This is a genomic window from Deinococcus sp. YIM 77859 (genome assembly GCF_000745175.1).
Classification (GTDB): Bacteria; Deinococcota; Deinococci; order Deinococcales; family Deinococcaceae; genus Deinococcus.
This window is the reverse complement of record NZ_JQNI01000004.1, coordinates 1-25,853: the sequence shown is the minus strand read 5'-3', so window position 1 is coordinate 25,853 and position 25,853 is coordinate 1. Positions and strand designations below refer to the sequence as shown.

21 protein-coding genes and 2 pseudogenes are annotated in these 25,853 nt (G+C 65.5%); 17 read left to right on the top strand and 6 right to left on the bottom strand.

Features of this window, described 5'->3' with window-relative positions; all coding sequences use genetic code 11:
• The first annotated feature begins 70 nt into the window (after positions 1-70).
• Positions 71-784: pseudogene (locus EI73_RS13275) on the top strand (IS6 family transposase).
• Between the two features lie 112 nt (positions 785-896).
• Positions 897-2,009 carry a three-Cys-motif partner protein TcmP gene (tcmP, locus tag EI73_RS13270; RefSeq protein WP_034388455.1) on the top strand — a complete coding sequence of 371 codons (1,113 nt, stop codon included), beginning with the start codon at positions 897-899 and terminating at the stop codon, positions 2,007-2,009.
• A gap of 1 nt (position 2,010) precedes the next feature.
• On the opposite strand, the gene EI73_RS13265 is transcribed toward tcmP, so the two are convergent.
• Positions 2,011-2,751, bottom strand: a complete 741-nt coding sequence (locus tag EI73_RS13265) for a DUF5131 family protein (RefSeq protein WP_051935612.1) — start codon at positions 2,749-2,751, stop codon at positions 2,011-2,013.
• Between the two features lie 154 nt (positions 2,752-2,905).
• Between EI73_RS13265 and EI73_RS16855 the strand changes: the two genes are divergently transcribed.
• The 4 genes from EI73_RS16855 (at position 2,906) to EI73_RS13245 (ending at position 7,329) form a co-directional block, all read left to right on the top strand.
• Complete coding sequence (locus EI73_RS16855; protein ID WP_255344509.1) at positions 2,906-3,028, top strand: hypothetical protein; 123 nt, start codon at positions 2,906-2,908, stop codon at positions 3,026-3,028.
• Positions 3,029-3,633: 605 nt separating this feature from the next.
• The gene (locus EI73_RS13260; protein WP_156103600.1) at positions 3,634-5,208 is read left to right on the top strand and encodes a hypothetical protein; all 1,575 of its coding nucleotides are present in this window, start codon (positions 3,634-3,636) and stop codon (positions 5,206-5,208) included.
• Positions 5,209-5,941: 733 nt separating this feature from the next.
• Entirely contained in the window at positions 5,942-6,304 is a 363-nt protein-coding gene (locus tag EI73_RS13250; RefSeq protein ID WP_156103599.1) for a hypothetical protein, read from the top strand.
• A 245-nt stretch (positions 6,305-6,549) separates the two neighbouring features.
• Positions 6,550-7,329, top strand: coding sequence for a hypothetical protein (locus tag EI73_RS13245; protein ID WP_156103598.1), 780 nt, complete (start codon positions 6,550-6,552; stop codon positions 7,327-7,329).
• 93 nt (positions 7,330-7,422) lie between these two features.
• Here EI73_RS13245 and EI73_RS16375 read toward each other — a convergent pair whose 3' ends face one another.
• The 4 genes and pseudogenes from EI73_RS16375 to EI73_RS16560 all read right to left on the bottom strand — a co-directional run bounded on the left by EI73_RS16375 (position 7,423) and on the right by EI73_RS16560 (position 10,271).
• Entirely contained in the window at positions 7,423-8,205 is a 783-nt protein-coding gene (locus EI73_RS16375; RefSeq protein ID WP_156103597.1) for a hypothetical protein, read from the bottom strand.
• Positions 8,206-8,399: 194 nt separating this feature from the next.
• Positions 8,400-9,427: pseudogene (locus EI73_RS13240) on the bottom strand (transposase).
• A 278-nt stretch (positions 9,428-9,705) separates the two neighbouring features.
• Entirely contained in the window at positions 9,706-10,098 is a 393-nt protein-coding gene (locus EI73_RS16565) for a S8 family serine peptidase (protein ID WP_197050781.1), read from the bottom strand.
• Positions 10,023-10,271, bottom strand: a complete 249-nt coding sequence (locus EI73_RS16560; RefSeq protein WP_051935610.1) for a hypothetical protein — start codon at positions 10,269-10,271, stop codon at positions 10,023-10,025. The genes EI73_RS16565 and EI73_RS16560 overlap by 76 nt, the downstream gene beginning before the upstream one ends.
• A 341-nt stretch (positions 10,272-10,612) precedes the next feature.
• On the opposite strand from EI73_RS16560, the gene EI73_RS13230 reads away from it, so the two are divergent.
• Genes EI73_RS13230 through EI73_RS13210 form a run of 5 tightly spaced genes read left to right on the top strand, consistent with a single transcriptional unit; the run spans position 10,613 to position 19,130 of the window.
• Entirely contained in the window at positions 10,613-11,923 is a 1,311-nt protein-coding gene (locus tag EI73_RS13230) for a hypothetical protein (protein ID WP_156103596.1), read from the top strand.
• A complete protein-coding gene (locus tag EI73_RS13225) occupies positions 11,920-15,126 on the top strand; it encodes a tubulin-like doman-containing protein (RefSeq protein ID WP_034388446.1) in 3,207 nt (1,068 codons plus the stop codon). The genes EI73_RS13230 and EI73_RS13225 overlap by 4 nt, the downstream gene beginning before the upstream one ends.
• Before the next feature lie 10 nt (positions 15,127-15,136).
• Complete coding sequence (locus EI73_RS13220; protein WP_034388444.1) at positions 15,137-16,828, top strand: hypothetical protein; 1,692 nt, start codon at positions 15,137-15,139, stop codon at positions 16,826-16,828.
• Positions 16,825-17,448 carry an OmpA family protein gene (locus EI73_RS13215; protein WP_034388442.1) on the top strand — a complete coding sequence of 208 codons (624 nt, stop codon included), beginning with the start codon at positions 16,825-16,827 and terminating at the stop codon, positions 17,446-17,448. Before EI73_RS13220 ends, EI73_RS13215 begins: the two co-directional genes overlap by 4 nt.
• Positions 17,445-19,130, top strand: coding sequence for a hypothetical protein (locus EI73_RS13210; RefSeq protein ID WP_034388440.1), 1,686 nt, complete (start codon positions 17,445-17,447; stop codon positions 19,128-19,130). The genes EI73_RS13215 and EI73_RS13210 overlap by 4 nt, the downstream gene beginning before the upstream one ends.
• Positions 19,131-19,185: 55 nt before the next feature.
• On the opposite strand, the gene EI73_RS13205 is transcribed toward EI73_RS13210, so the two are convergent.
• The gene (locus EI73_RS13205; RefSeq protein ID WP_034388438.1) at positions 19,186-20,208 is read right to left on the bottom strand and encodes a LacI family DNA-binding transcriptional regulator; all 1,023 of its coding nucleotides are present in this window, start codon (positions 20,206-20,208) and stop codon (positions 19,186-19,188) included.
• Between the two features lie 251 nt (positions 20,209-20,459).
• Here EI73_RS13205 and EI73_RS13200 point away from each other — a divergent pair, with 251 nt between their 5' ends.
• The 6 genes from EI73_RS13200 to EI73_RS13175 all read left to right on the top strand — a co-directional run.
• Positions 20,460-21,788: a sugar ABC transporter substrate-binding protein gene (locus EI73_RS13200; protein WP_034388436.1), complete on the top strand. Its 1,329-nt coding sequence runs from the start codon at positions 20,460-20,462 to the stop codon at positions 21,786-21,788.
• Positions 21,789-21,815: 27 nt separating this feature from the next.
• A complete protein-coding gene (locus tag EI73_RS13195; RefSeq protein ID WP_034388434.1) occupies positions 21,816-22,745 on the top strand; it encodes a carbohydrate ABC transporter permease in 930 nt (309 codons plus the stop codon).
• The gene (locus EI73_RS13190; protein ID WP_051935609.1) at positions 22,742-23,581 is read left to right on the top strand and encodes a carbohydrate ABC transporter permease; all 840 of its coding nucleotides are present in this window, start codon (positions 22,742-22,744) and stop codon (positions 23,579-23,581) included. The genes EI73_RS13195 and EI73_RS13190 overlap by 4 nt, the downstream gene beginning before the upstream one ends.
• Complete coding sequence (locus EI73_RS13185) at positions 23,578-24,630, top strand: zinc-dependent alcohol dehydrogenase family protein (protein ID WP_197050780.1); 1,053 nt, start codon at positions 23,578-23,580, stop codon at positions 24,628-24,630. The genes EI73_RS13190 and EI73_RS13185 overlap by 4 nt, the downstream gene beginning before the upstream one ends.
• Before the next feature lie 34 nt (positions 24,631-24,664).
• Positions 24,665-25,426, top strand: a complete 762-nt coding sequence (locus EI73_RS13180; RefSeq protein WP_034388432.1) for an SDR family NAD(P)-dependent oxidoreductase — start codon at positions 24,665-24,667, stop codon at positions 25,424-25,426.
• Between the two features lie 29 nt (positions 25,427-25,455).
• Positions 25,456-25,853, top strand: a 398-nt coding sequence (locus EI73_RS13175) for an alcohol dehydrogenase catalytic domain-containing protein (RefSeq protein WP_034389031.1), incomplete at its 3' end; no start/stop codon positions are given.

The window sequence follows — 25,853 nt, the reverse complement described above, 5'->3', positions numbered from 1 at the left end:
TCGTATCGTAGCGGGCGGTAAGTCCTCCACGCCGAACGGTTATGGCAAGTTGTTCGGGTAGGGTGACGACGTGCTGAGCGGTGACAGGCTCCCCGGCTACCGTTTTCCTCTCGCGGTCATCGGGTACGCCGTGTGGTTGTACCACCGCTTCACGCTCAGCTATCGGGATGTCGAAGAACTGCTGCTGGAACGAGGAATTTGTGTCACCCGTGAATCTATCCGGACGTGGTGCATCAAGTTCAGCGACCTCTTTGCCCAGGGACTGCGCCACCGGGAACCCCGTCGGGGTTCCCGGTGACACCTTGACGAGATGCACGTGGACATCGGCGGAGTGAACCACTGGCTTTGGCGAGCCGTCGACGAACACGGAGCCGTGCTGGACGTCTTCCTTCAGAAACACCGCGATACCGAGGCAGCTCGATCGTTCCTCGCTCGACTGCTCGGTGAGTACGACGTGCCGGAGGTGATCCACACCGACAAGCTCTGGAGCTATGGTGCGGCCCTACGCGAGCTTCCCGTGCTCCACACGGTGGAGCACGTCCAGGTCGTCTCCACCGCACGCTGTAACAACCTGATTGAACAATCGCACCGTTCCACCCGACGGCAAGAACGTCAGCAGCGAGGGTTCAGGTCACGAACAAGAGCACAGGGTTTCCTCGACCTGCACGCCCGAGTCTCGAACCTTCACCATCCCGCTCGCTCCAGCATCCCTGCCCCCCAGCGCCGTTTTCACCAAGAAGAAGCCTTCAAGACGTGGCAGCAGGTCGTGCAACAGGCGGCCTGAGATTCAGGCCGCCTGTGTGCTTGGGTCCCCTCTGCTTCCTTGAGGTCAACAACTTGCCGCAACCCCCCATAACAGTCCCTGTCCCCCTACACTGGAAGAAAGGGGGACAGCCTTGCCGACGCCGGATAACTTCTTCAACGATTCTCAGCGCCTCGCATCGAAGATCAAGACGGACATCGTCGTGAAGTACTTCAAACCATGGCTGGACATCATGGCGAAGCGTGGCCCTAAGGTTGGGTACGTCGACCTGTTCTCAGGGCCGGGGAAGTTCATCAGCGAGGAGGGGGAGTTCCCTTCCACCCCCCTGAAGATCCTCGATCTGGTGCAGCAGAACCCTGGCCTCACCTCCACGCTGCACCTGCACTTCAACGACGCCAATCCGGCCCATGCTGCCAGCCTGCGCGAGGCCATGACCCAGCACCCAGCCTGGCCGCTGATCAGGGAGCGGGTGACCATCACCAGCGAGAGGGTCACCGCCGAACAGGTGCGGTCATGGATCCTGCCCTACCCGGCCCTCTACTTCCTCGACCCCTTCGGGTACGGCGGCTTCACCTTCGACGACCTGAACGCCATCGTGCGCCAGCACGGCAACGACCTGCTGTTCTTCTTCAACTACAACCGCTTCAACCCTGAGTTGAAGCACCCTGAACCGAAGATTCGCCGCCAGCCCGAGGTGCTGCTCGGAACCCAGAGCTACCAGGCACTCCAAGGCAAGCTGGAGCATGCGAGTACCCCCAGTGACCGGCAGCAGATCATCACCGACCACCTGTGGTCGCAACTCGAACGGGGCGGTGTTCCGCAGCACTACGTCGTGCCCTTCGAGTTCAAGTTCCACGACCGTGACCGCACCAGCCACTACCTCGTGTTCGTCTCCAAGAACCAGTGTGCCCGCAAGATCATCCGCGAAGTCATGGCCGGGCTGCGAACCGACCGCGCGGGCGGGAGCTTCGAATTCAACCCGCACGCGACCCAGGGGAGCCTCTTCGATGGCCACTTCGCGTTGGGGGATGAACTGCTCAAGATGTTCGCGGGGCAGACCCTCACGGTCAAACAGGTCATTGCCCAGCATGACCTCGCCTTCCCCCGCGCCCCATATGTCGAGAAAGACTACAAGAACACCCTCAAGCAGTTGCGGCAATCCAACTGCCTGACCGTGATCAAATCCGACGGCAAGACGGTGCCGCCGCACCAGATGCCCGACACCGCCCTCGTGACGTTCCGCTAAATCAGTCCGCGCTCAACTCCACGACCTCATCTTCAAGCGAGGCCAGCAGTGCAGGCATCTCATCCCACACCCGGCCGTCCAGCAGGCGGCCATTTTTCTTGGGCGTCGCGCCACCCCACTGCTTGTGGAAGAAGGCGACCCCGCTCGCCTGGCACTGGTCGCGGATGCTCCGCACCCACTCCTCCTCGATGGGGCGGTGCCCGCGCCCCGATTCCCCGCCGGTGATCACCCAGTGGATGTCCGTGAGGTCGAGTTCCAGAGGCCCCAACAGAGGCTCACAGGACAGGAAGCGCACTTTCGCGGGCACCTGACGCAGGAAGTCAATGCGCGACGTGTACTTCTGGGTTTCCACCGACACACCGATCCAGACATTGTCAGGCCACGGCAACAGCGGGGCGACCTCAGCCAGTCGCTCCGCCCGCTTGGTGAGGATTTGAAACACGTGCTGCGGGCACGCCTCCATGACCTCGAAAATCTGCTTCAGGAAGCTGAGCGGCATCTGTTCATGAAACAGGTCCGACATGGAGTTCACGAAGATGCGACTGGGCGTCCGCCAACTGCGGGGCTGTTGCAGTCGCTCAGGGTGCAGCGTGAACCGGAAGCCCTGCGGGAACGTCCCCTTGAATCGCCGGGTGATCTCCTCCGCGTAGCAGTGCTTGCACCCAGGTGAAACCTTCGTGCAGCCCGTGGCCGGGTTCCACGTCTTGTCCGTCCACTCGATCCCGGTCTTGCCCCTTGCCATACCTCACGCTCCTCGTTTGCCGCGGCCCACAGGCCGTCGTCCCTGTATGAATGCTGCCGCCAGCACATTTCTTCAAGGACATCATACACGGCTCACGCTCTGTTTGTGGCCCGTTTGTGGCCCATTTGGGTTCACAGAGTGGTACGCTGACCAGGTGACCAAGGCAGCGGCACAGGATGAAAAGAAGCCAGCCAAGAACAAGGTGGTGAAGGTCCGGCTGACAGACGACCACCTGGCCTTGCTGCGGCAGGCCGCGGGCTTCAGGACCTTGAGGTGAGCACGTGGATGCGGCAGGTCCTCCTCCGCGAGGCGCGGGCGCTCTTGGCAGAGGAACAGGCCCAGCGGGCAAGGAAGTCGGCCTAGAGCGTGTATGCCAAGAAAAGGTGATCGGTCGGAAGCCACGGATCCTCAGTACCTGACAGGTCGAAGAAAAGTGCGTCCTAGGCGGCATTTTGGCGTTCCAGAGGTTCTCAGTACCTGACAGGTTGAGGGAAATGTCGACCAGGACGCAGAACAGCAGGGCAAAGGGCGGCAAAAGGGTGTGTGATTCAGCCCCGTGCCGCCCTCTCGCATGTTGACACATTCGCTGCTTACCTGGGGGTGGTTTAAGGAGTCTGCTACGAAGCGCAAAGTGAGATTTTTCCCTAGTGAGATTGGAGGGCCATCAGGGCTGAGTATCACCTTGACTGCCGCAAACTTGCCCCACTGCCCATCTTGAATGTGCTAGAGCTAAGGAGTGAGTAAGATTTTGATGAAGAAAGGCCGGGTAGGGCTTCTCCTTTCGCTCTCCCTAGTGCTGGCTGCCTGTGGACAGACAACCCCGCAGAGGGCACTAAGGCACTCCCGGGTACGGTGGTGCCTGTAGCACAGGCACAGGCCCTGGTGCTGGCCAATGACCTACGTACGGGGGGACTCAGTGGGCAGGCCATCGAGGAAACGGGCATCCGTAGCGTTCTGGTCAACGATCTTGACGGTCAACCCTTCTATTGGTTGACCATTCGCGGGCCGAAGGATTCGGCAGACTTCTGGGCAGCCGCGGCACAGGCAGACACGCCGGTGACGGCCACGGGTGCCACCACCGACCGCAACCTGCTGGCCTTCGAGTTCGGTCCCGGCTTTGCTGACCGACTGCTCGCGTTGCGTGCGCGTCTAGGTGATGTGGAGTTGGTCAGTCCGCAGGGACAGGTCATCTACGCCACTCACGCGGGGCGGACCTACGACGTGCAGACCGGCCAGGAGGTAAGCGCCGAACAACTCAAGCGGGACCACGAGGTCTACGCGGAGCTGAAGGCCGGTTACCTGAAGGACACGGCAGCGCAGCAGGCGCTGCACGAGGCCTGGGCACAGGTGGGCGAGGAGATGGGCGCCCTGTCCTCAGGGTCCGTGGACGGGCAGGGCAATCTGGTTGCCGGGCAGGCGCTGCTGGCGACCCCGGCGCGTGGGCAAGGGGAACAGCTCAGCGCCCAGACCTCGCTTGACCAGGACCCTGCCGATTGGGGCTTCCTCAACCGCATCAAGTCGCGCGCAGGAATTGCCGGGAGTGGCCTGAATGGCTATGTCGCTATGAAGACTCATCCGCAGCAGGTGGCATCCTGGAAGGCATTGCAGACAGCCGACCTCGGGAACGAGCAGCAGGCCAACAGCTACCCCTATTACCAGACCCTGCCGCCTGAGGGGAAGTGGGGAATGCGGCTGTTTAATCCCTTCAACGGTCAGATCGCTAACTGGGAGGAGTACGGCCAACCCGTGGGTGCGCGGCTAGGGTGCGTCCCCACCGCTGTGATCCGGGCCATCGGCGCAAATGCGCTGGCTGGCGGGAAGAGCGGCCAGATGGTGGATGACCTCCGCACGGCGCTGGGGTGGAACGGATACGACGGGATCAACGAGGCTGTGCAGAAGATGCGGCGCAAAGCCAGCGAACCAGTCCAGGCCGACAGCGTGCCAGCGGGTTATTACGAGCCGCGCATCAGCCAGATGATGGGCGCAGGTGAGTTTGAGGGCGGTACCTTGGTCACCCCACATGGCTTCGGGGACGGCATCCAGTCAGTGTTGAACATACTACTGGGACAGGGCAAGTACCGTACAGAGGGTGTGATCAAGGCGCAGATTCCTATGCTCGGCGGGATGGAGTCGAGCCCTACGTTCGACTTCAACAGCTACACCCGCCTGGTCCGGGATGCAGTACGCCGGGGCATCAACGAGGACGGCAACAGCGTCATGTTCCTGTACAGCAGCGGAGGGGGTGGTGGCCATATGAGCATCTCGCATGCCTACCGCGCCTATGAGTACGTCGGCGGCTACACTGACGTGTTCCTTTTCATGTCCGGTCAAGGTAACTACAGTGGCACCGACGGCAAAACCTACAATGGCCAGGGCGACCCCTACGTGCGTGACTGGATTAATGTTACCAACCGCTGGTCCGCCTATAGCGGCGCTGTGGCCATCCGCAAGAACTAAGCTGCTGGGAAAGTCAGCAGCCTGTGAAGGGGACGTTCTCCTGCTCGGGGGCAGGGGGACGGACTCTTCAGGAGGAAAAACCCATGAGACTGAATCTGAGCCGTGTCTTGCTGCTCGTGTCGCTCACGCTTGCCCTGGCGTCCTGTCGTCAGGATGCTACCCCGCTGCCCCTGGAACCCGCAACCCTGAGGGTGTCTGAGGCCCTGACTCCCGGTAGCAGGGTGGCATATATCAGAGTCCCTTCCGGCCAGACCGGGCACTTGAAGACAGCCTCGCTTAGCGCCAAGCTGAGCGTCGATGGCAGCGGTGCCAGCACGATTAGCGCTAGCGGTGACGTCTACGCCACCGCTAGCCCACCCTGTGAGGCATCAGTGGATGGGGAGATGGTTTGTGCTTCCCCGGTAGGCACGCTGACTGGCAGCTTCTCTGTTAAGAAGGGAGATGGCTACCTGAATGCCCAAGGACCGGTCGTGGTTGAGGGCGTGAACGGCAACACGCTCTGGCTGGGATTGCGTGTCAGAGAGGGGCAGTTCCCGGCAGGCACCACCCTGAACTTGCGGAGTTCAGTTATCCCATGAGAAATTTAATGAAATGGCCCGTTCCGCTAATAGTGGCTGGATTGACGAGTTGCAATCTCAACTTGGTAGACAATGCGCCCTCTCCAACGGTGTTGTACTTCGCCGTGTCCCCAACGGACCTCGCCTCTTGTGGCACCATTAAACTCACGGGCAGCGTGCTCAAGACGATCTCCCCCTACGTGGGATATCACCTAGATACTCAAGAGCATGGCTACGCAAAAACGTCCGCGACCCAAGATGAAGGCAGCATGTCGGGTATCACAGCGATACTGTTCTTGAAACGCCACGGCACGTATGCGTATAACACAAACCTTCTCCACGGATACGATTGGGCACTCAATATGTCCTGCGAAAAGACTGGTAAGGAGAGTGTTTTTGCACAAAAGGGCATGCTTAAGCAAGCGGCTGGTGTCACTGCGGTTGTCTTCACCATCAAAGTTGCTGCTGATAGCAGTCTCTCGGCCACGCAAGCCGAGTATCCTGATGCCCTCAGTCCCCAAGAGAAGCACCTCCCCTGAAGTCACCGCCTGACAGGGACCCCAGCGACTTACGCTGGGGTCCTTCTGCTCTGTAGACCTGTGGCCTTTTCCCCAGGCTGAGGCTGGCACGTTCGGTTCCTCCAACAGCAGGGAGTTCATGAGTGCCGTCTTGCCGAATGGGGACGGCACTTCAACTCTTTGTGACGAAGGTGTACGCTGCGGTTGCCCGTATAACACGCACCACGGCGTCTGGCTCTCCCGTGGAAGACCCGGAGATGATGCCCATGCCCCAGGGCGACCCGGAGGAGGAACGCGCGGTGCAGTTCGTGGCTGTCACCCGGGCGCAGGAGACGTTGCGGTTTGCCTACGGCAAGGAGGCGTGGGCCAGCGGCACGCGAGTCAGCCCCGGCATTCTGCCGCCTGAAGACGTGCCGCCTCCCGTCCCGGCCCGAGAGGTGCCGCGCCCCCAGATCGTGCTGCCGACCCCCGCCCGCACTCCGGCGTCCAGTGGCCTGACCCGCCCGGCCGCGCGGCAGGTGCAGGTCGTTCAGCTCACCGATGACCGGGAAGGGCACGCGTTGTACGGGGGCGACCATCCGATTCCCCTGGCCCTGCTCCGGGAACGGCTCACCGCCCTGGCGGCAGAGGACCGCGTCCTGGTGCGGGCGTGGGCGCTGGGCAGTCTCTCGCGGCTGGGGGAGGTGGAGGCCCGGTTCGTGGGCATCCACGAGGACATCCTCGGGTTGTACGAGCGGGCCGCGAGTCAGGCCCGGATCGCGCTCCCTGCGCTCGGGGGGAGTGGCATTCCCGTGTGTGTGTTCGAGTCGCCCTTGCCGCGCGTGCGGCTGGCACGGAAGGTGCGGGTGGGGAAGCGCAGCATTCGTCTCGCGCTGGGGCAAGAGGAACTCCGGTTCCATCCGGCGACGGGAGAGCTGCTGGAGGTCGCGAGTCCGCATTTTTTAAAACTCCAAGATCGGCAGATGACCACTGCTGACTTATCACCGCTCGGAAGTTACCGTCGCTGCCAATATATTTTGCGTAACCAGTGCGCGGAATCCAGGTAGCAGCATTTGCCGTGTTATAGCTAAACGCAAAGCTGGCACCAATAAAAACTAGGGTAGATGTTGACCAAGTAACGAGGCGGCGCAAGATAGGTTTCATCTAATCCTCCAATCTAAGTCCCACTTCTTAAAAGTGTTTTCTAATTCATTGATTAGTTTATCGGTGTTTGTGCTAGCGGACTGAGCCTCCAGTGCCCGGCCTGATTGTTCTCGAAGGGCCTGCACGAAGTTGGGGCGTGCCAGTGACCAGCGAGATTTAGGTTTGATACCCAAATACACATCTACCGGCAGCCTTGCCGCGACTTGTTCGATTACTCCGCGATCCGCACTTAGAACCAGTCCATAGATTAGATTTCCGTCTTCTTCGAGATCTGCAATAAACTGCTTGCTTAGATCAATGTTCTCCAGACGACTTGCAATGGATGCCCGAAGATCAGGACTTTGCTCCAAGCTAGCACGTGTGATTCGATTCTGAGTGCTTTGGAAGAACTGTTTTGAGCCATTGTTGACATCATCAGCAATGGATGACAGCCTATTCCGAAATTCAGCATATCCAGCTTCGAATGGCATTGGGCCTGCTGGGCTATAGTAACCGCCAAAGGTATGTGAGTAATAACCAAAACCTATGAGATGGTGTTCCCGACTGTCGATAGCCTCCTTTATTTCATCTGCCGACACCAAGCGGGTGAACACCATTCCCACAGCTCTGTCTCCAGGGATTGCTTTAAGGGTATTGGTCACCTTGACACTATTTTCATTATATAGAGAAGCATACTCTTTTTGCTCATCTGTTAATTGGCTATTCGATTGCCCGCATGAACCCAACAAAAGACTACTCATCAGTATACAACTCAGGAGGGCGATCTTGTTTTTAATCATACTACTCCCTATATACCTAATGAGGCGGGTTCTACCGAACCACGTTTTTCTTTGTTGTTCACGCTTGTCGGTGTACCAACGTCAGTAGCATTACATAGAAGGCGTCCTCCTTATGCAAGTTCCGTAATCTAGCCAATACAATTATCTAAAAAACGCCTCATTCTACAACCTTGGTTATCAGATGGTCACCTCCCTCAGTACCTGACAGGTTGTGATTTTTGCTGTCCAGGAGCGGGAAAAGGCGATTTAAGCAGTTCAAAGTACGTGTAGAACGTGGTTTTTCCCCAGCGCAGGGCAGTGCAGAGCAGGTCATGCCCGTGTCTCGCCCGGCTCCAGGCCGGGCGACCGTGCTTCTTCACAGGGATGGGCTGCTGCTGAGCCCGCCATGCCCCAACGCGAACCATCCAGGCGAGCGCCAGGCTGAGCAGGCCAAAGAGGCGCGAAAGGCGGTCCGGCTGGGTCATATGAGTCTGTTCGAGGTTCAGACCTCGCGTCTTCATCGCGCAAAAGGTGCACTCGATCCCCCACCTACGGCGGTAGGTCGTGAGGGTATTCCAGAGAGACAGGTCAGAAGCGATCAGGACGCGCTCTCCCTGCGGGGAGAGCGTCGCCACCACCTGCATGAAGCTGCCATAGACCCAGACGCGCTCGAGCACGCCCCGAACCTCACCCGGTTTCAGATTCTGGAAGGCGTTCCGCGCGGGTTCGTCGTCCAGCAGCGTATCGTCCCGAATCCGAATGCACCGCTTGATCTTGCGGCCCCTTAAGAAGCTGAACCATTCCTGCCCGATAAACTCCCGGTCGGCAATCAGGACGGCCCAGCGCCGGGCCGGGAGACGCTTCAGGAGCAGCCCGACCAGCAGCATCCGGCCCCGCAGGTCACTGTTGCCGCCCATCGGGTCGCGCGAAGCGTCGCCCCTCGACCATGCGGCAACACCTGCCAGGTCAGGGGTAGCACCACGTCACCGAGGGCGACCCCCAGCACCAGGAGATTGAGGTCCGCAACGTCGAGCTTCCAGTTCGTCCGGTCCAGCACGAAGGTCAGCTTCCCAGGAGGAAGCAGCGGGAGCAGGACGTCTTGGACGTCCTGCGGCGTGAGGTTCGTCTCGTGGAAGGTCCGCGCCACCATCCGGGTGATGGAGGTGGGTGAGGCAGCACGGTCGATGTGCTGCGCAATCTTGCGGTGCAACGTGGATTCAGCCTGAAGGATGCCGAACAGCACCTCGGTCAGCCGACGGAGGGAGTCCGAGCGGTGATGAGGCAGCCGTTCCTTGAGGTACGCGGCGAAGGTGTCCACATGCGACAGGGCGGCACTGGGCTGAATCACACCTCCATTTGCCGCCCCTCGTCCTGCTGTTCTGCGTCCTGGTCGACACTTCCCTCAACCTGTCAGGTACTGAGGGGCTGGGGTATACCCTACTTGGACCTTGAGTTGACCATAAGTCCTATACGGGACTCGGCTGAATCGGCCGCTCACCTCACCTCCGTCGTGCCTCCGAGTCACATGTCCCGCCGCAGCAGGCGGTCCACCTGGAGCAGACCCGCTCCGCACCCCCCTCCAGGACACGCCGCCTGCGCGAGGGGCCGGGCCGACCGGCGCACCTGATCGCGCAGGGCCTCCGACGACCAGCCCGGATGCAGGGCCAGTGCCCGGCTGACCGCACCCGCCACCAGCGGCGCGGCGTAACTCGTGCCTGACGCGCTCGTGCCGAACCCCAGGTCAATACCGTCCCTTGCGTCGCCACCTGGCGCGGCCACTGCCACACTCGTCCCCGTGTTGGCATATGAAGCGACCTGTAACTGAGCGGTCAATGCCGTCACGGCCACGACGCCCGCACAGTTGGCAGGTGAGCGAGTCGCAGCGCGCCCCCCGTCATTCCCTGCCGCGGCCACCAGCACCGTGCCCCGGGCAGCCCGAGGGAATAGAGGCGCGCGCCGCCCGGGATCACGCGGCGGAAGCGGACGAGGCGCTCGAGGCGCGCTTTGGCTTCCCTGGGGCTGAGGTTGCCGGCGAAGCGTTCGATGTACCGCTTGGTGGCGTGGTTGGTCAGGAACAACGTCTTCATACGTCCTCCTCTCGGGGCTGATCGTGCCTACAGCGTGCACGGTGGGGGCGTCATGTACTGACGTGCCGTGACGGCAGGCGGGCGCGACAGCACCCCGCACCCGCCCTGCGGCCGAGCGTGGCCTGAAGGGCGCGGCAAATAAGCACGCGGCGGCCGGAAGAATGAGTAACATCTGAGGTGGCCCTGAAGGCGTCTTCTACAGCGAAGAAGAATGAGAACATATGACAAATGTGAGAAAGCAGTAAGGTAAAGAGCACCTTGCGTGGAACATCCCCCTTCACAGCACGTCCTTCGGCTCAGTGCCTCCATGCACAAAGCGGCCACGCCTCGGAGTTATGCGCATGAACACACCGCACCACCCGCGAACCCTTCTGCGCGCTTGCGCCCTCCTCACCGCCGTGCACCTCAGCGCCGGGCATGCGCAGACCCAGACCGTTCGCATCGACCCGGCGAGCGCGGAGCACGCGGCCGACACCCTCTTCCAAAGCGTCCAGGCCGCGGTCACGCAGGCGGGCGGGGACCTCGAGCGCTCCCGGCTGCAGCTCGCGTTCGGCTTCAGCACCGGGCACTTCGCCAGCGACCCCGGGCGAGCCGAAGCCGCCCGGGCTATCGCAACGCAGCTTGTCACCGAGCACCTCGCACCCGGTGACGAGGTCCGCGCGTACGCCTGGGAAATGGGAGTCTACCCGCACGCGAGCGCGACGCTCAACCCTTACCGCGTGCCCGCCACGAACGCCGCCCGGAACGACGTCAACCGCCTCTGGCCACGCTCCACTCGCCTCGGCTCCGGCGGCGGGCACGACACCGAGCGCGCCGCTGTCGAAATCGCCCAGGACCTTCCCAACACGACAAACGCCGTCATTGTTCTCCTCACGAACACCGCCTTTAGCGTCGCCAGCAGCACCCAGAAGCCCATCGGGGAGGGCGACGCGCGTTACCAGGCGCTCCTCAAGACCTTTACGCGCCTGCCTGCCCGCAATCCCAGCGGCGCCAGCGTCCCCCTCGCCTTCGTAGAAGCCACCAGCGGCCGGGAGCGCACCCTCGACGCCGTCGTGTTCGTCCCGAAAACCTTCCAGAACGTGCCGCTCGCGGGCGGCACCCGCGCCCACCTTCTGCGGGGCACTCCTCCCCCATCGCCCTCATCCCCGCGCCCGCTGTGGCCGCTGCTGATCGGCGTGCTCGCTGTGGTGGCGCTCGCCGCTGCCCTTTGGTGGGTCAGGCGACCGCGAACGCCGCGCGCCCCCCAATCCCCCAGGATGGGCCGCGCAGCGGGCAAGGGCGCCTGGCAGGTCACGGTCGGCGGGCGAAGCTTCACGACCAACGTGCCGCACGGGGAAACCGTCGTGAACGTCTGTGGCAGAGGCTACCCGGCCGCGCAGGACAGCGCCCGTGACGTTGTGCTCGACACATCCGACCTGCCTGGCGACCGCATCCTCACCATCACGCGGGACGGGCGCGGCCTCAGCGTCCGCGCGGAAAACGGCGCGACGATCAGCAACCTTCCGGACGGCAACGTCTTGCCGCTCAGCACCGCCGAGTACCGCCTGCGCGTCACCGGACGCCAGTCCCGCCCGAACCTGCCGCCCCGCCCGTACGCCGCGGAAGTCAAGCTCGCCATCTCACCGCTCGACGCGAAGGAGCACAGCGCATGACCAGCATGACCGTCACCAAGACCCTCGTGATTGGTCTGGGCAGCACCGGCACCCAGACCTGCAACCACCTCGTCTCGCGCCTGGAGTGGGAACTTGGGTCGCTCGACCGCGCCCCCTGGGTGCGCTTCCTCGCGATCGACACGAACCACAACGAACCCACCCCGCTTCGCGAGCGCAGCGACTTCATCGCGATCGGCTTTGACAGCCGCACACACCAGCAGGTCGTGCAGCACCCCGAAACGTTCACGACCATCAGGCTGAGCGAGTGGGCCGACACGGAAACGCTGCGCAAGATCGCCGACCCGGAGGCGGGTGTGAGCAACATCCGCATGGGCGGGCGGCTGGCCTTCTTGCTGGAGCACAACTTCAAGCGCGTCAAAAACCGCCTCCTCGATCATCTCTCCACGCTGCGGGCCCTGAGTGCCGCCGAGGCGACACACAAGCGCGGGCCGCTGCGCGACGGCAGTGACCCCACGGTCGAATTCGCTGAGGGCGGGCACGTGCGTGTCGTGGTGGTCGGCACGCTGGCGGGCGGGACCGGCAGCGGGCTCGCGCCGGACTTCGGGTACTTCCTGCGCACCCTGATGAAGGACGAGGAATCCACCCTCGCGTTCTTCATCCTGCCGCACCGTGGCCTGAGCCACACCATCGACTCGAACGCCGACAGATTGAAGAAGAACGCCTACCACGCCCTGCTGGAACTCAACCACCTCGCGCAGGCCACGCACGACGACGTGCCGCCCGTGCGTTACCCGGACGGAAGCGAGGCGACGTTCACCCGGTACCCGTACGACATGCCGTACCTGCTCGCGCCCGCCGAGCCGACCCGCACGTCCTTCCTGGCGCTGCCGCAACTCATCGCGGACCGCGTGCTGCTCCTCACCATGAATCCGGAGATGGACACGGCCGCGCAGGCGGTGAACGCCCCCATGCCGGACCGTGACCACCAGGCGCACATCTTCAACACCTTCGGGTTGAGTGCCATCGAGTTCCCGGCGGCGCACGTCATGGAAGCCTGCACGAAGAAGCTGCTCAGCGAGGCCCTGCAGCAGTGGCAGAGCGCGAAGCCCGGCGTGGCGCAGGACCTCACGGCGCGCCTCGGCGTGGATTACGAGCGGCTCGTCACGCGCCTGCTCGGCAAGACGCAGGAGGAATGGCGTGAGGACGAGGTGCGCGAGGCGCTGCGTGAACTCGAGGCCCAGAAACCGGACTTCGGCAAGCTCGCGCGAATGCTGCAAGAACTGCGCCAGCAGGTGCAGGAAGGCGGGGCGCTCACCGCGTCCCTGCGCGAGCGCCGCAACGTCATCGTGCGCGAAGCCTACGCCGAGTTCCGCGCTCGCGTCCGCGAAGCCCTGCAGGACCGCGCGCTTGGACCCGCCGTGCTGCACGAGGAACTCAACCAGCTGCTCTCCTACCTCGGTCAGCTCGAGCAGGCGGCGGAAGAGAACGCCCGCGGCGCTCAAGCCGACATCGCGGAGTCCTGGCGGCGGGTTGAGGACGGCGTCACGCGCCTCAGGAACGCGCTGGCGCAGCGCTCCCTCCTGAGGCCCAACCGCGCCGCCATCGACGCGGCACGCCGCGACCTGCGGGAAGCGCTGCGCGAGTACGCCCGCGTGCAAGTCGAGGCGAATGTGTACTTCGTGCTGCGCACCCACCGGCTGCGCCTCACCGAGGACCTCGGCATCGTGGAGATGCTGCGGCGGCTCCTGCTGAGGTCTGCCACGCGGCTCCGCAAGCTCGACGGGCGCGTCACGCACCTTCGCACGCGCCTATTCCAGCGCTACCGGACCCTGGCGGAAACCGTGCCGCCCGTGAACGGCCTGCCGCTCTTCGAGGTGAACACCACCGTTCAGCGCGAGTTCGAGCGCGGCATCCAGCACGCGGCGCGCGACGTCTACGAAACGCCTGAGAACGTTCAGGCGCGGCTGCACGCGGACATCATCGCCGCGTGGGCCGAGCTGCCCGACGCGATCGCCCCGGACGAACACGTGAAGGAGGAGACGTGGGTCAGCGCGGACTACGACCCGAAAGCCGAGCTGATCATCCCGCAAGCGCAGCTGGACCGCCTCACGAGCGTGGCGCGCGGTCCCTTCGAGTTCCTCGCGACCGAGAACGTCGTGGAGCGCCTCGAGAAGCTCAGGCAGGGTGGCGAGAGCATCGACGCGCGCGTGAAGTCCGCCGCGGGCCGCGCCGAACCGTTCCTCGCGTTCGACCCGGAAGCCGCGAAGAAAGGCAACCGCAGCCCCGTCAAGATCGACCAGTACCTGCTGCTGCCGCGCGGCACGAGCGACGCCCGCAAGGACGAGTTCCGCCACCTGGTGTCCGGCAGCTTCGCGCAGGGTAGCACGAACGTCAAGGACAGCCCCGACCCGACGCGGGTGCTGTTCCTCGTGGAGCGCTACCGTTTCCCGCTGCGCGCCCTGCCGGACGTGCTCGGCCGCGGCGGCCTCGCCGAAGCGGAATGTGGGGACTTCCCTACCTTCCACACCCGCAGGGACGTCAACTGGTACGGCCTGAGCGCCGCCGAGGAGTACCGGCACGCGGAAGCCGAGCAGGCCCTCGTGCTCGGTGTGCTTCTCGACGAACTGCGCTTCGAGCGGGGCCTGGTGATGCCCTGGGAAGCGCGCGCCTTCGGTGACCGCCCCACCCGCCGCCTCCCCATGAACCTCACGCACGCCGCGCGCCTCCTCGCGAAAGGCGAGCGGGACCTCGACGGCATGAGCCTGCAGGGCGCGCTGGAGGTGCTGCTGGACCGCATCCGAATGCACTGGCAGAAGCCCGGCCTGTCCCCCGAGGACGCCAGCCGCGCCTTCATTCAAGACCTCATGCGGCGCCTGCGGGCCTTTCACGAGCGCTATCACGCGGTGCCCATCGAGGGCTGGAAGAACGAGCTATGGGCGGGCGAGCAATTGATGCGCTACGCCTCCCAGCAGCCCGCCCTGCTCGCCGCGTACATCAGCGAGATGGGCGTGGACGGCGCGCAACTCGCGCGGCTCTGGAAGAACAAGGGCGACCGGGCGCAGTGGGGCGTCGCGCCCCAGGACGGGTACTACTGTGACCACCCGAACTGCGGGGGCTTCATCGGCAAGGACGAGCGCGACGCCGCCCGCAACGGCTGGCGGTGCTTCATCAACGAAGCCCACTACTGGGGTCCGCCGCTGGGCCGTTCTGCCGTGAGGTCCTCGGCGTCCACGCAGAACTGAGAGGGGCGACATGGATACCTTCTTTAGCATCATCTTCCCGCCCAACCCCGTGGTAAAGGGCGTGCTTGCCGTACTCGCCGTACTCGCCGTGCTCGCCTTCACTCAGGTGGTGCGTGCACGGGCGCAGGTGCGCGCAGAGCGCGACAGCGCGAAGTCCATCGCGGCCCACCTCGCGGACTTTCAGGACGTCAGCGCGCTGAACAAGTTGTCCGCAGCGCAGCAGCACAGCGCCGCGGGCCAGCTCATCCGCGGGATGCTGCGCCACAAGGGCCTCGCAAATGCGTCGCTCGACGTCCAGGTTGCCCATGCGCAAAGCGCCGTGTCCACGCGGCTAACGCCGCTGCGCGCCTGGCCGAATGCCCTGCTGCTGCTCGGCCTGGTCGGCACCGTCGTCGGGCTCGGCTTCACCCTCACCCAGATGGCCCCGCAGATTCAGAGCGCCCTCAAGGCCGCCAGCCCAGCGCTCGTGAGTGACAGCCTGGGGCGCACCCTCAATGAGCTGCGCGGCGCGTTCGCCGGGACCTTTTGGGGTGTGCTGGGGGCCCTCGCGGTGCAGGCCAAGCTGACGTTGTCCCTGCGTGAACTCGACGCGCTTGAAGCGCAACTCGAGACGCTCGCGCTCGACTACGCGCCGCTCGTGTACCCCGCCTCGACGGAACAGCAGCTGCAGAGCCTTCAGGACGTCGTGACGTCCGCGCAGCGAACGGTCGAGGCCGGTCAGGCTGCCGCAGAACGCACGCAGCAGCTTATGGCGGAAACGAGCCACGAGTTCAAGGCCGTACTGAGCGAGGCGGGGCAGGTGATGAAGCAGAGCCTCGACAGCCTGCGGGACACCTCGCAGCGCATCGGGACGAGCATGGAGGCCTCCGCGAGCGCCGTCAAGGCCAGCTCCGACCGACTTCAAGGCGTCGCCCGGGACCTCGGCCAGTACCACCAGGAGCTCCGCAACGCCCAAGCGCAACTCCAGGAGATGTTCGACGCGAGCATGCGCCAGCTCACCCAGCACTCAGAGATGGAACGCGGCCAGCTGAACGCCATCCGCCAGGCCTTCGAGGCGACCGGCGTGAGCGTTCTGAGCGAACTGCACGGCACGGCCCGCAAGCTCGACGACACCGCCAAGCAGGTTCAAGACGGCGCGGAACGCTTTGTGATGGGCGCCCACGGCATCACAAGCAGCGTGCAGCAGGGCTTTGATGGACTGCGCGGCGGTCTGCGGGAGGTTTTGAGTCACTACGCCGACCAGGCCAACGCCGTCGCCGCGCAGCTCGAGCAATTCACCCGGTATCTGGACGCCCTGCCGGGTGGCGTGTCGCAGGCCGTGGAGTCGGTCTTGAAGGCCCAGACGGCCGCCGCGGAGCGCTCCACCACTCACGTCGTAGAAGCGCTCGAGGCCGCCACCGAACAACTTCAGCGGGTGACGCACGCCTTCACGCAGGAGGGCGGCCACACGCGCGGCGCCCTCGCCGAACTGACCCGGCACGTTGAGGGTCTCACGAAAGCCCACGAGCAGCTCACGCGGCTCCTGCAGCATCAGGACCTCGAGGGCACCCTCTCGCAGGTGGGGACCGCCGTCGCGCAGCTGAGCGCGCTGCAGGCCCTCGGGCAAGAGGCGCTCGGCGTCCTGCGGCGCCTGCCAACCGCCGAGCACCTCGCCGGTCGCGCGTGGCGTGAGGGCGAAGGGACGGAGGCGAGTCCCGCGTGACGCTCCGCCGCGCCCACCGTGCCCGTGAGGACGTCAACCCGTACATCGCCGTCGCGGACACTGCCCTAAACGTCGTGCTGGTGATGGTGTTCTTCGTCGGGGCCCTCACCGCGATCGGCCGCGTCAGCTGGGAGGACGTGCGCTACAAGGAAGCCCAGCAGGCCTTTGAGGCGTCCCTCAGGCGCCTCGTCGAGCCCGCGCGTCGGCCGATCCTCACGCCCGGCAAGAATGACCCGCCCGGAACGCAGCGCTGGCGCTTCCGAACCGCGCAGCTCTTTACGCCGAACACGGCGGAACTCACCCCGGACGGCCGCGCGACCCTCCTGCGCTTCGCGCGGGTCCTGCGGGAAAACCAGGACAAGTGGCGCCGCATCCGCATCGAGGGGCACACGGTGCGCACCACCCGGAACGACCGCTGGGAGGAAGCCACCAACCGAGCCGCCGCGGTCGCCCGGCTCCTCGTGAATGAAGGCAAGGTCGCGCCCTGGTTTCTCACGACCGCCGGTCGGGGCGGCCAGGACCCCCTTGCTCACCTCGCGCCCGATGACCCCGCGCAGGCGCGCATCGAGGTCGTGCTGGAGTACGCGGGTCAGGCGGCAGACGGAGGGTCCGGGCGTTGAGCTGCCCCGAGTGTGCCCAGCACAACGAGCCCGGCGCGTTCACCTGCCGCGCGTGCGGCGCGGTCCTGGCCGCCTTGCCGCCCGGCACGAAGCTCGCCTTGCGCTACCGAACAGAGCGCGCCCTCGCGCGTGACGAGGCGAGCATCACGTACCTGGCGTTCGACGAGGATCGCCAGGAGGCCGTCATCCTGCGTGAGTTCCTGCCTCCTCGGTTCCGGCGGGTTGGCACGCTGGTCGTGCCGGACGAGCATGAGGGCTTTGCGCGCGAGCGCGAGCGCTTCTGGCACGTCGCTGAGGCCTGGCGTGACGAGCCGCACGAGGGGCGGCAGCGGGTGCTGGACGCCTTCGAACAGCACGGCACCGCCTACGCGGCGCTGGACACCCACAGCGGAGTGCCGCTCGCGCGGGTGCTGAGGGCGCAGGCGCTCGAGCCCGCGGCGGGCCTGGCCCTCGTGCGCTCGCTGGCTGGCGCCCTGGCCTTCGCGCACGGCAAAGGTGAGGTTGACGGTGCCTTGGCGCCCGAACGCGTGCTCGTTCGGGACGGCGCGTACACCCTCACGCCGCCCTGGCCGGGCCTCACCGCCCCCGAGCGCTTCCAGGCGCCGGAAGTGCTCGGGGGCCGTCCCATCACGTCCAGCGGGGACGTGTACGCGCTTGGGGCGCTCGCGCTGTTCGCCCTCACCCGCCGCCCGCCCCCCACGGCCGTTGAGCGCGCCCTGGGAGAAGCGCTGCCGAGCCTCCCCACGGGCACGCCGGACCTCCTGACACGCGCGGTGACGCGCGCGCTGGCCCTGCGGCCCGACGAGCGCCCCCGGGACGGGGCGGCCCTGCTCGCGCTCTTCACGTCCGCCGCCGCCGCGCCGGTCACGCCCTCCAGCCGGACGGTCCGCGCGCACTCGGGGCCAGTTCTGGGTGTCGCCGTGAACCCTCGCGGTGAGATCGTCACCATCGGCGCAGACCTACGGGCGTGTCGCTGGTCCCCGAGGCTTGAGCCGCTCGATTCGTCCTCGTTCACGCGCGGGCGGCCCACGTCAGTGCAGGCCGCCGGTGAACGCTTCGTACTCACCGACTCGGGCGGCGGCGTGATGGTGTGGGGGGACGTCACCCGCACCGCCGCCGCCCCTGAGGGCATTCATCAGCTCGTGGTGCTTCCCGGCGCGGCACGGGCGCTCGCGTGGACCGCGGCGAACACACTCGCCCTGTGGGACCTCGAGGCGCTTCGTTCGCTGGGGCAAACGCGGCCGCTGCCTCACTGGATCACCGGCCTCGCGGCGAGCGTGCAGCGCTGGGGAGCGTACGTGGGCACGGCGGACGGTGGCCTGTGGTGGCTTGACGCGCACAGCGGAGACCTCGAGCGCCTCGCCACCCTCGGCGGCGTTCCCCGTGCCCTCGTCGCCTTGCCGGATGACACCCCGGTCGCGGCCCAGGGGCGCAGGCTACAGGCCCTGGGCGGAGCGAGCTGGTCACTGCCGGATTCGGTCACAGCGCTGACGGCCAGCAGTGACGGGCGAACCGTGCTGGCCGTCAGCGCGGGCGGTGAGCTTGTCGAGGTCCGCGCGTCAGGGCCGCGTGTTGCCGCCCAGATGAACACCCGGCCCACTGCCTTGGCGCTCACCCCATCCGGCACGCATGCGGTGGTTGGGACGGACACCGGGGTGCTGTGCGTTCTGGAGTGCTCCTGAACACTGGACGACCCCAACGAGAGACACGGCCAACGCCTTCGCTGCGGCCGCCGGACTACCGCAGGGTGAGCACCGGGGGCGGCGCGCAACTGCTGCGGACGATCAGGCGGCCGGGAAGCACCTGATGGGCAGGGTGAACTTCTTCCCCGGCGAGCGCTCGCAACACGGCCTTCGCCGCCGTCTCGGCCATGGCCACCACCGGCTGCTCCATCACGGTCACCGGAGGATCAACGAGCGCCGTCCAGGGGTAGTTGTCAAAGGTGAGGAGCGAGAGGTCCTGTGGCAGGCGCAGTCCCCGTTCCCGAATGGCCCGAAATGCCCCGATGGCCTGCGTTCCGGTCAGCGCGATCAGGGCCGTGGGCGGCTCGGGCAACCCCAGCAGCTCGTGGGTGAGGGTATAGGCGGTGTCCTCGGTGAGCAGGGTCACCCGCTGGTAGGCGGGCGGCACGCTCAGGCCGCGCTCGCGCATGGCCTGGGGAAAGGTGCGCGAACGCTCCTCGGGGTGCACCTGCGGGTCATAGGTGCCCAGGGCAGCGATGCGGGTATGCCCCAGACCATGCAAGTAGGCCACCGCCTCGCGCATGCACGCCGCGTTGTCCAGAACAACGCTCGGAAAAGACGAGTCGGGAGGCCGGTAGTCGTACTCCAGAAGAAACAGGCCGCGTTCGCGCAGGCGGTGCAGGTACTCCCGGCTCTCTGGGCCGTAGCCGGGTCGCAGCAGAATCGCCGCGACCCGCTGCCCGTACAGGCGGCTGAGTTCCTGGCGTTCCAGGCGCGCGCTGTACTCGTTCTCGCTGATGATGAGGGTGTAGCCGGCCGCCTGTAGGGTGCGGGCCGCGGCACGGGCAAACTGCGCAAAAAACGGCTCGACAATGCTGGCCACCACCAGCCCGACCGTGCGGCTCTGGCCGCCGCGCAGGCTCCCGGCGCGTTGGTCGGGTTCGTAGCCGAGCTGGGTGATCGCCTGCTGCACCCGGGCCAGCGTTTCGGGGGTGAGTTTGTCAGGCTCGCGCAGGGCGCGTTTGGCTGTGGTGGGCGAGACGCCCGCAAGCCGCGCAACGTCTTGGATCGTGGCCACGGGCGCATTCTAGAACCTGCCGGTACATCAGAGAAGGCGGCGGTCCATCCGGCTGGCCACGAGGCCACTGTCTGTACCGAGTTCAATGCCAAAGACTAGACGAAGGTTCGGCGCTGTGTTTCAATGATGGCCACGAGACCATTTCTTGGGAACTGGGGGTTATCCCTGCAGTTGAGGCTGTGCGTGTCCTGGCGTTCGGGTCGCTCGCCCTTTCTTCGTCCTGCCGCGGGGCGGTTTCAGGAGGTTTTGTCATGAAAAAGCTTGTTCTGCTTGGCCTTGCGCTGGGTGCCAGTGCTCAGGCTGCCACCACCATTACCATCGCCACGGTCAACAACCCGGACATGGTCACGATGCAGAAACTCACGCCGGAATTCACAAAGAAATACCCGGACATCAACGTGAAGTGGGTGGTGTTGCCCGAAAACGAGCTGCGCCAAAAGGTCACGTTGGACGTAGCGAGCAATGCGGGGAGCTTTGATGTGGCGACCGTCGGGACCTATGAGGTGCCCATCTGGGCCAAGAACGGCTGGTTGGACCCCCTCAACCCCCTGTTCGGCAAGAATCCGGCCATCGCCCGGAGCTATGACCTCGCGGACGTGCTGGAGCCCGTGCGCAAGGGCCTGTCGTACAACGGTCAGCTCTACGCTCTGCCGTTCTATGCCGAGTCCAGCATGACGTACTACAACAAGGATCTCTTCAAGAAAGCGGGGCTCACCATGCCCGCCCAGCCCACCTGGCAGCAGATCCAGACCTTTGCCGCCAAGATTCATAATCCCGCTCAGGGCGTGTATGGCGTCTGTCTGCGCGGTCTGCCCGGCTGGGGTGAGAACATGGCGCTTTTCGGCACGATGGTCAATACCTTTGGCGGCCGCTGGTACGATCCCAACTGGCAGGCACAGCTCAACACCCCGGCCTGGAAAAACGCGATGACCTTTTACGTGAACCTGCTCAAGAAGTACGGCCCTCCCGGTGCGACGAGCAACGGCTTCACGGAAAACCTCACCCTGATGAGCCAGGGCAAGTGCGGGATGTGGGTGGATGCGACGGTCGCCGCCGGTTTCCTCAAGGATCCCGCCTCCAGCAAGATCGTGAACGCGGTGGGCTTTGCCAACGCGCCCGTAGGGCCCGGCACCCCGCGCGGCAGCAACTGGCTGTGGTCGTGGAGCCTGGCCATTCCCAAGAGCACCAAAAAGGAGGACGCCGCCTTCAAGTTCATCACCTGGGCGACCTCCAAGGACTACATCGCCCTGGTGGCGCGCGAAAAGGGCACCTGGGCCGCCGTTCCCCCCGGCACCCGCAGCAGCACCTACGCCAACCCCAACTACAAAAAGGCCGCCGGGGACTTTGCCAGCCTGGTGCTCAACGCCATTCGCCGGGCAGATCCCACCCGCCCCACCAAGGACCCCGTGCCCTACACCGGGATCCAGTTTGTGGGCATTCCGCAGTTCCAGGCGCTAGGCACCCAGGTGGGCCAGTACCTTGCCGGCGCCCTGAGTGGTCAGACGAGCATCGACCAGGCCCTACAGCAGGCCCAGGCAGCCGCCACGCGCGTTGCCAAGGAAGGCGGATACCAGAAGTAAGCCTGACGTTCCCCTACAGGTGATGCCATGACGACGGCTGCTCCTCCCACCACCGCGACCCGCGTGCCGCCCGCCCCCAAGCGCGGCGTCCGCCTCACCCCCGCCGCGCTCGTCTGGCCCGCGCTGCTGTACCTGATCCTGACCACCCAGGTGCCGTTTTTCATGACGGTGTACTACTCGTTTTTTCGGTACAACCTGGTTGATCCCACCAGTCGGCCCTTTGTCGGCCTGGCCAACTACGCCGCTCTGCTCACCGATCCGCAGAATGTGCACATCCTGGTGAATACGGTGGTGCTGGCGGGAGGCACCCTCCTCCTGACCCTGGTGATCGGCGGTGCGCTGGCCCTGCTCCTTCACCGGCCCTTCGTGGGGCGGGCACTGCTGCGCACCCTGCTGATCAGTTCCTTTTTGGTGATGCCGGTGGTCACCGCCGTGGTCTGGAAGAACATGCTGCTCAACCCGGTGTTCGGCTTCTTCTCCTGGCTGGTCACCCGGTTGGGCGGGACGCCGGTGGACTGGCTGGCGCAGTATCCGATGGCCAGCCTGATCGCCATGATCACCTGGGAATGGACGCCCTTTGCCATGCTGATCCTGCTCACCGGCCTGCAAAGCCTGCCGGATGATCAGCTCGAGGCGGCGCGGCTCGACGGCGCGGGTCCGCTGCAAGAGTTCCGGCATATCGTGCTGCCGCACTGGACCCAAGCCATCCAGGTGGTCGTGCTGATGGAGACCATCGCCCTGCTTCAGGTCTACGGCGAGATCTACGGCTCGACAAGCGGCGGCCCCGGCATCGCCACCACCAACCTGCCGTACTTCATCTACCAAAAGGCCTTTGCCGAGTACAACATCGGCCTGGCGAGTGCGGCAGGCGTCATCACGGTGATTCTGACGAATATTCTGGCCGTCTACCTGCTGCGGATGATCAGCCGCAGCTCCGGCGGGAGGGCCCACGCATGACCACGTCGTCCACCCCCCTGACCTCGCGCCTCCGGGTCCGCCCCATCCTGCTGACGGTGCTCACCTACCTGATCGCGCTCGCCTTTCTGTTCCCGCTGGTGTGGATGCTGCTGGCCGCCTTGAAGACCGAGGCGCAGGCGTTTGCCACGCCGCCGGTGTTCCGGTTTACGCCTACCCTAGAAAACTTTCAAAAGGCCCTGCCCGCGTACTTTCCGGCGCTCAAAAACAGCCTGATCGCCGCCCTGGGCAGCACGCTGCTCGCCTTTGTGCTGGGGCTGCCCGCCGCCTTTGCGCTCGCGGTGTATCCCACCCGGCGGGCGCACGGCACCCTGACCTGGATGCTCTCCACGAGGATGATGCCCGCGGTGGGCGTCATCGTGCCGCTGTTTTTGCTGTTTCGCAACCTGGGGCTGCTGGACACCCTGGGCGGCCTGATCCTGATGTACACGACCATGAACCTGCCGCTGGTGGTGTGGATGATGCACTCCTATATGTCCGAAATTCCCTTTGCGATCTACGAGGCCGCCAAGGTGGACGGCGCCAGTGTCAGCCAGGAGTTTTTCCGCATCGCCCTGCCGCTCTCCATGCCGGGCGTCGCCGCCACCGCGCTGCTGGCCCTGATCTTTGCCTGGAATGAGGTGTTTTTCGCCATCAATCTGACGAGTGCGGACGCGGCCCCCCTGAGCGTGTTTATCGGCTCGTTCAAGACCTCAGAGGGCCTTTTTTGGGCGCAGATGAGTGCCGCCGCCACCCTCACCGTGCTGCCGGTGCTGATCTTCGGCTGGCTGGCCCAGCGTCAGCTCGTGCGCGGTCTGAGCTTCGGAGCGGTGAAATGACGCGCTCTGCCGAAATGATGCCGGCCGCTGTCATCACGGCACCCGGTCAGGTCGAGGTGCGCGAGCTTCCGGCGCCGCATCCCGGCCCCGGCGAGGTGCGCATCCGCGTCCACGGCACCGGCGTATGCGGCACGGACCTGCACCTGCTGCACGGTCACTTCGGTGCCCGCTTTCCCCTGGTGCCCGGCCATGAGATCAGCGGTTGGGTGGATGAGGTGGGCCCCGGCGTCCGCAACGTGCGGGAAGGCGACCTGGTGGCCGTGGACCCCAACCTGTGGTGCGGTCAGTGCCACGCCTGCCAACGCGGTCTCTTTCAGCACTGCGCGCACCACGAGGCCCTGGGGGTCACGCGGCCTGGCGGCTTTGCGCGCTACACCGTCTGCCCGGCCACCAACGTCTACCCGGCGCAGGGCCTGACGGCGGACCAGGCGTCCTTTGCCGAACCGCTGGGCTGCGTGGCCTGGGGCATGAAGCGGCTGCGCCCGCCGCCCGGCGCGAGCGCGCTGCTTTTTGGTGCCGGCGCGATCGGACTGCTGCTGATGCAGGGCCTGCTCGCCAGCGGCTGCGCGAGCGTGACGGTGGTCGACCCGGTGCAGGACCGGCTTGACCTCGCGCGGGCGCTGGGGGCCAGCGCGACGCTGCGGCCCCACGCGGAGCTGAGCACCGAACTGCTGGACAAGCACCCCCACGGCTTTGACGTGACGGCCGAGGCGACCGGTGTGCCCACCGTTGTGCAGGCGCTGCCTGACCTGACGGCCGTCGGGGGACAGGTCCTGGTGTTTGGGGTCGCCCCCGAAGAAGCCACGGTGGCCCTCAGCCCCTACACCCTCTTCCAGCGGGACCTGAGCGTATTGGGCTCCTTTGCGCTGAACCAGACGGTGCCGCTCGCGCTCGACTGGCTGCGCGCCGGGCGGGTCAAGGTCGAGCCGCTGATCACCCACCGCCTGCCGCTGACGCGGGTAGGGGAAGCGCTCAACCTCAAGGCCCATCCCGGGCTGGCGGGCGCACAAAAGGTGTTGATGACGCCGGGGGACGTGCCCGCCGAGTGACCTCTCCCCCACCCACTCTCTCCCAGGAGGTTCCATGACCACCCATGACCGCTCCATCCTCGACCTGTTCCGCTTGGACGGCCGGCACGCCCTGGTGACCGGCGGCGCGCAGGGCATCGGCTTTGAGATCGCGCGGGGCCTGGCCCAGGCCGGGGCGCGGGTCACCCTTGCGGACCTCAATCCGGATGCGGGCGCGGAGGCGGCCCGCGAGCTGGGCGCCGCCTTTGAGGCGCTGAACGTGAGTGACCCGGAGGCGGTCGAGGCCCTGGCCCAGCGCCTCCCCGAGGTGGACGTCTTGGTGAACAACGCGGGCATTGTCCGCAACACTCCGGCAGAGGACACACCCGACGAGGAGTGGCGGGCGGTGCTGAGCGTGAACCTGGACGGCGTGTTCTGGTGCTGCCGGGCGTTCGGGCGCCAGATGCTCGCGCGGGGTCGGGGAAGCATCGTCAGCACGGCGAGCATGAGCGGCCTGATCAGCAACCATCCGCAGCCCCAGGCGGCCTACAACGCGAGCAAGGCCGCCGTGATTCACCTCACCCGCTCGCTGGCGGGCGAGTGGGCGGGGCGGGGCGTGCGGGTGAATGCGGTGGCGCCCGGCTACACGGCGACGCCGCTGACCAAGCGCGGCCTGGAGACGCCCGCGTGGCGTGAGACCTGGCTCAAGGAGACGCCGCTTGGCCGCCTGGCCGAGCCGCGCGAGATCGCGCCCGCCGTGCTGTATCTCGCCAGCGACGCAGCCAGTTTTGTGACTGGACAGACCTTGGTGGTGGACGGCGGCTACACGGTGTGGTGAGCTCGGCCGCTCCACAGAAAGGGTGAACCGTGACGACTTCAGAAGCTGCGTTCGTCTCCTCGCGCACGAGCGTGCTGCATGGCCCGCGTGACCTGCGCTGGGAGACGCGGGCGGTCGGTGCCCCCGGGCCGCACGAGGTGCGGGTGCGGGTGCGGCGGGTCGGCGTGTGCGGAAGCGACGTGCACTACTACACCCACGGGAGGATCGGCCCGTTTGTGGTGGAAGCGCCGCTTATCCTCGGCCATGAGGTCATGGGTGTGGTCGACGCGGTGGGGAGGCGTGTCACCCGGCTCCAGGTGGGCGACCGGGTCGCGCTGGAACCCGGCTTGCCCTGCCGCCGCTGCGCCTACTGCAAACGCGGGGCGTACAACCTCTGCCCGGACATGACCTTTATGGCGACGCCGCCGGTGCACGGAGCACTCGGTGA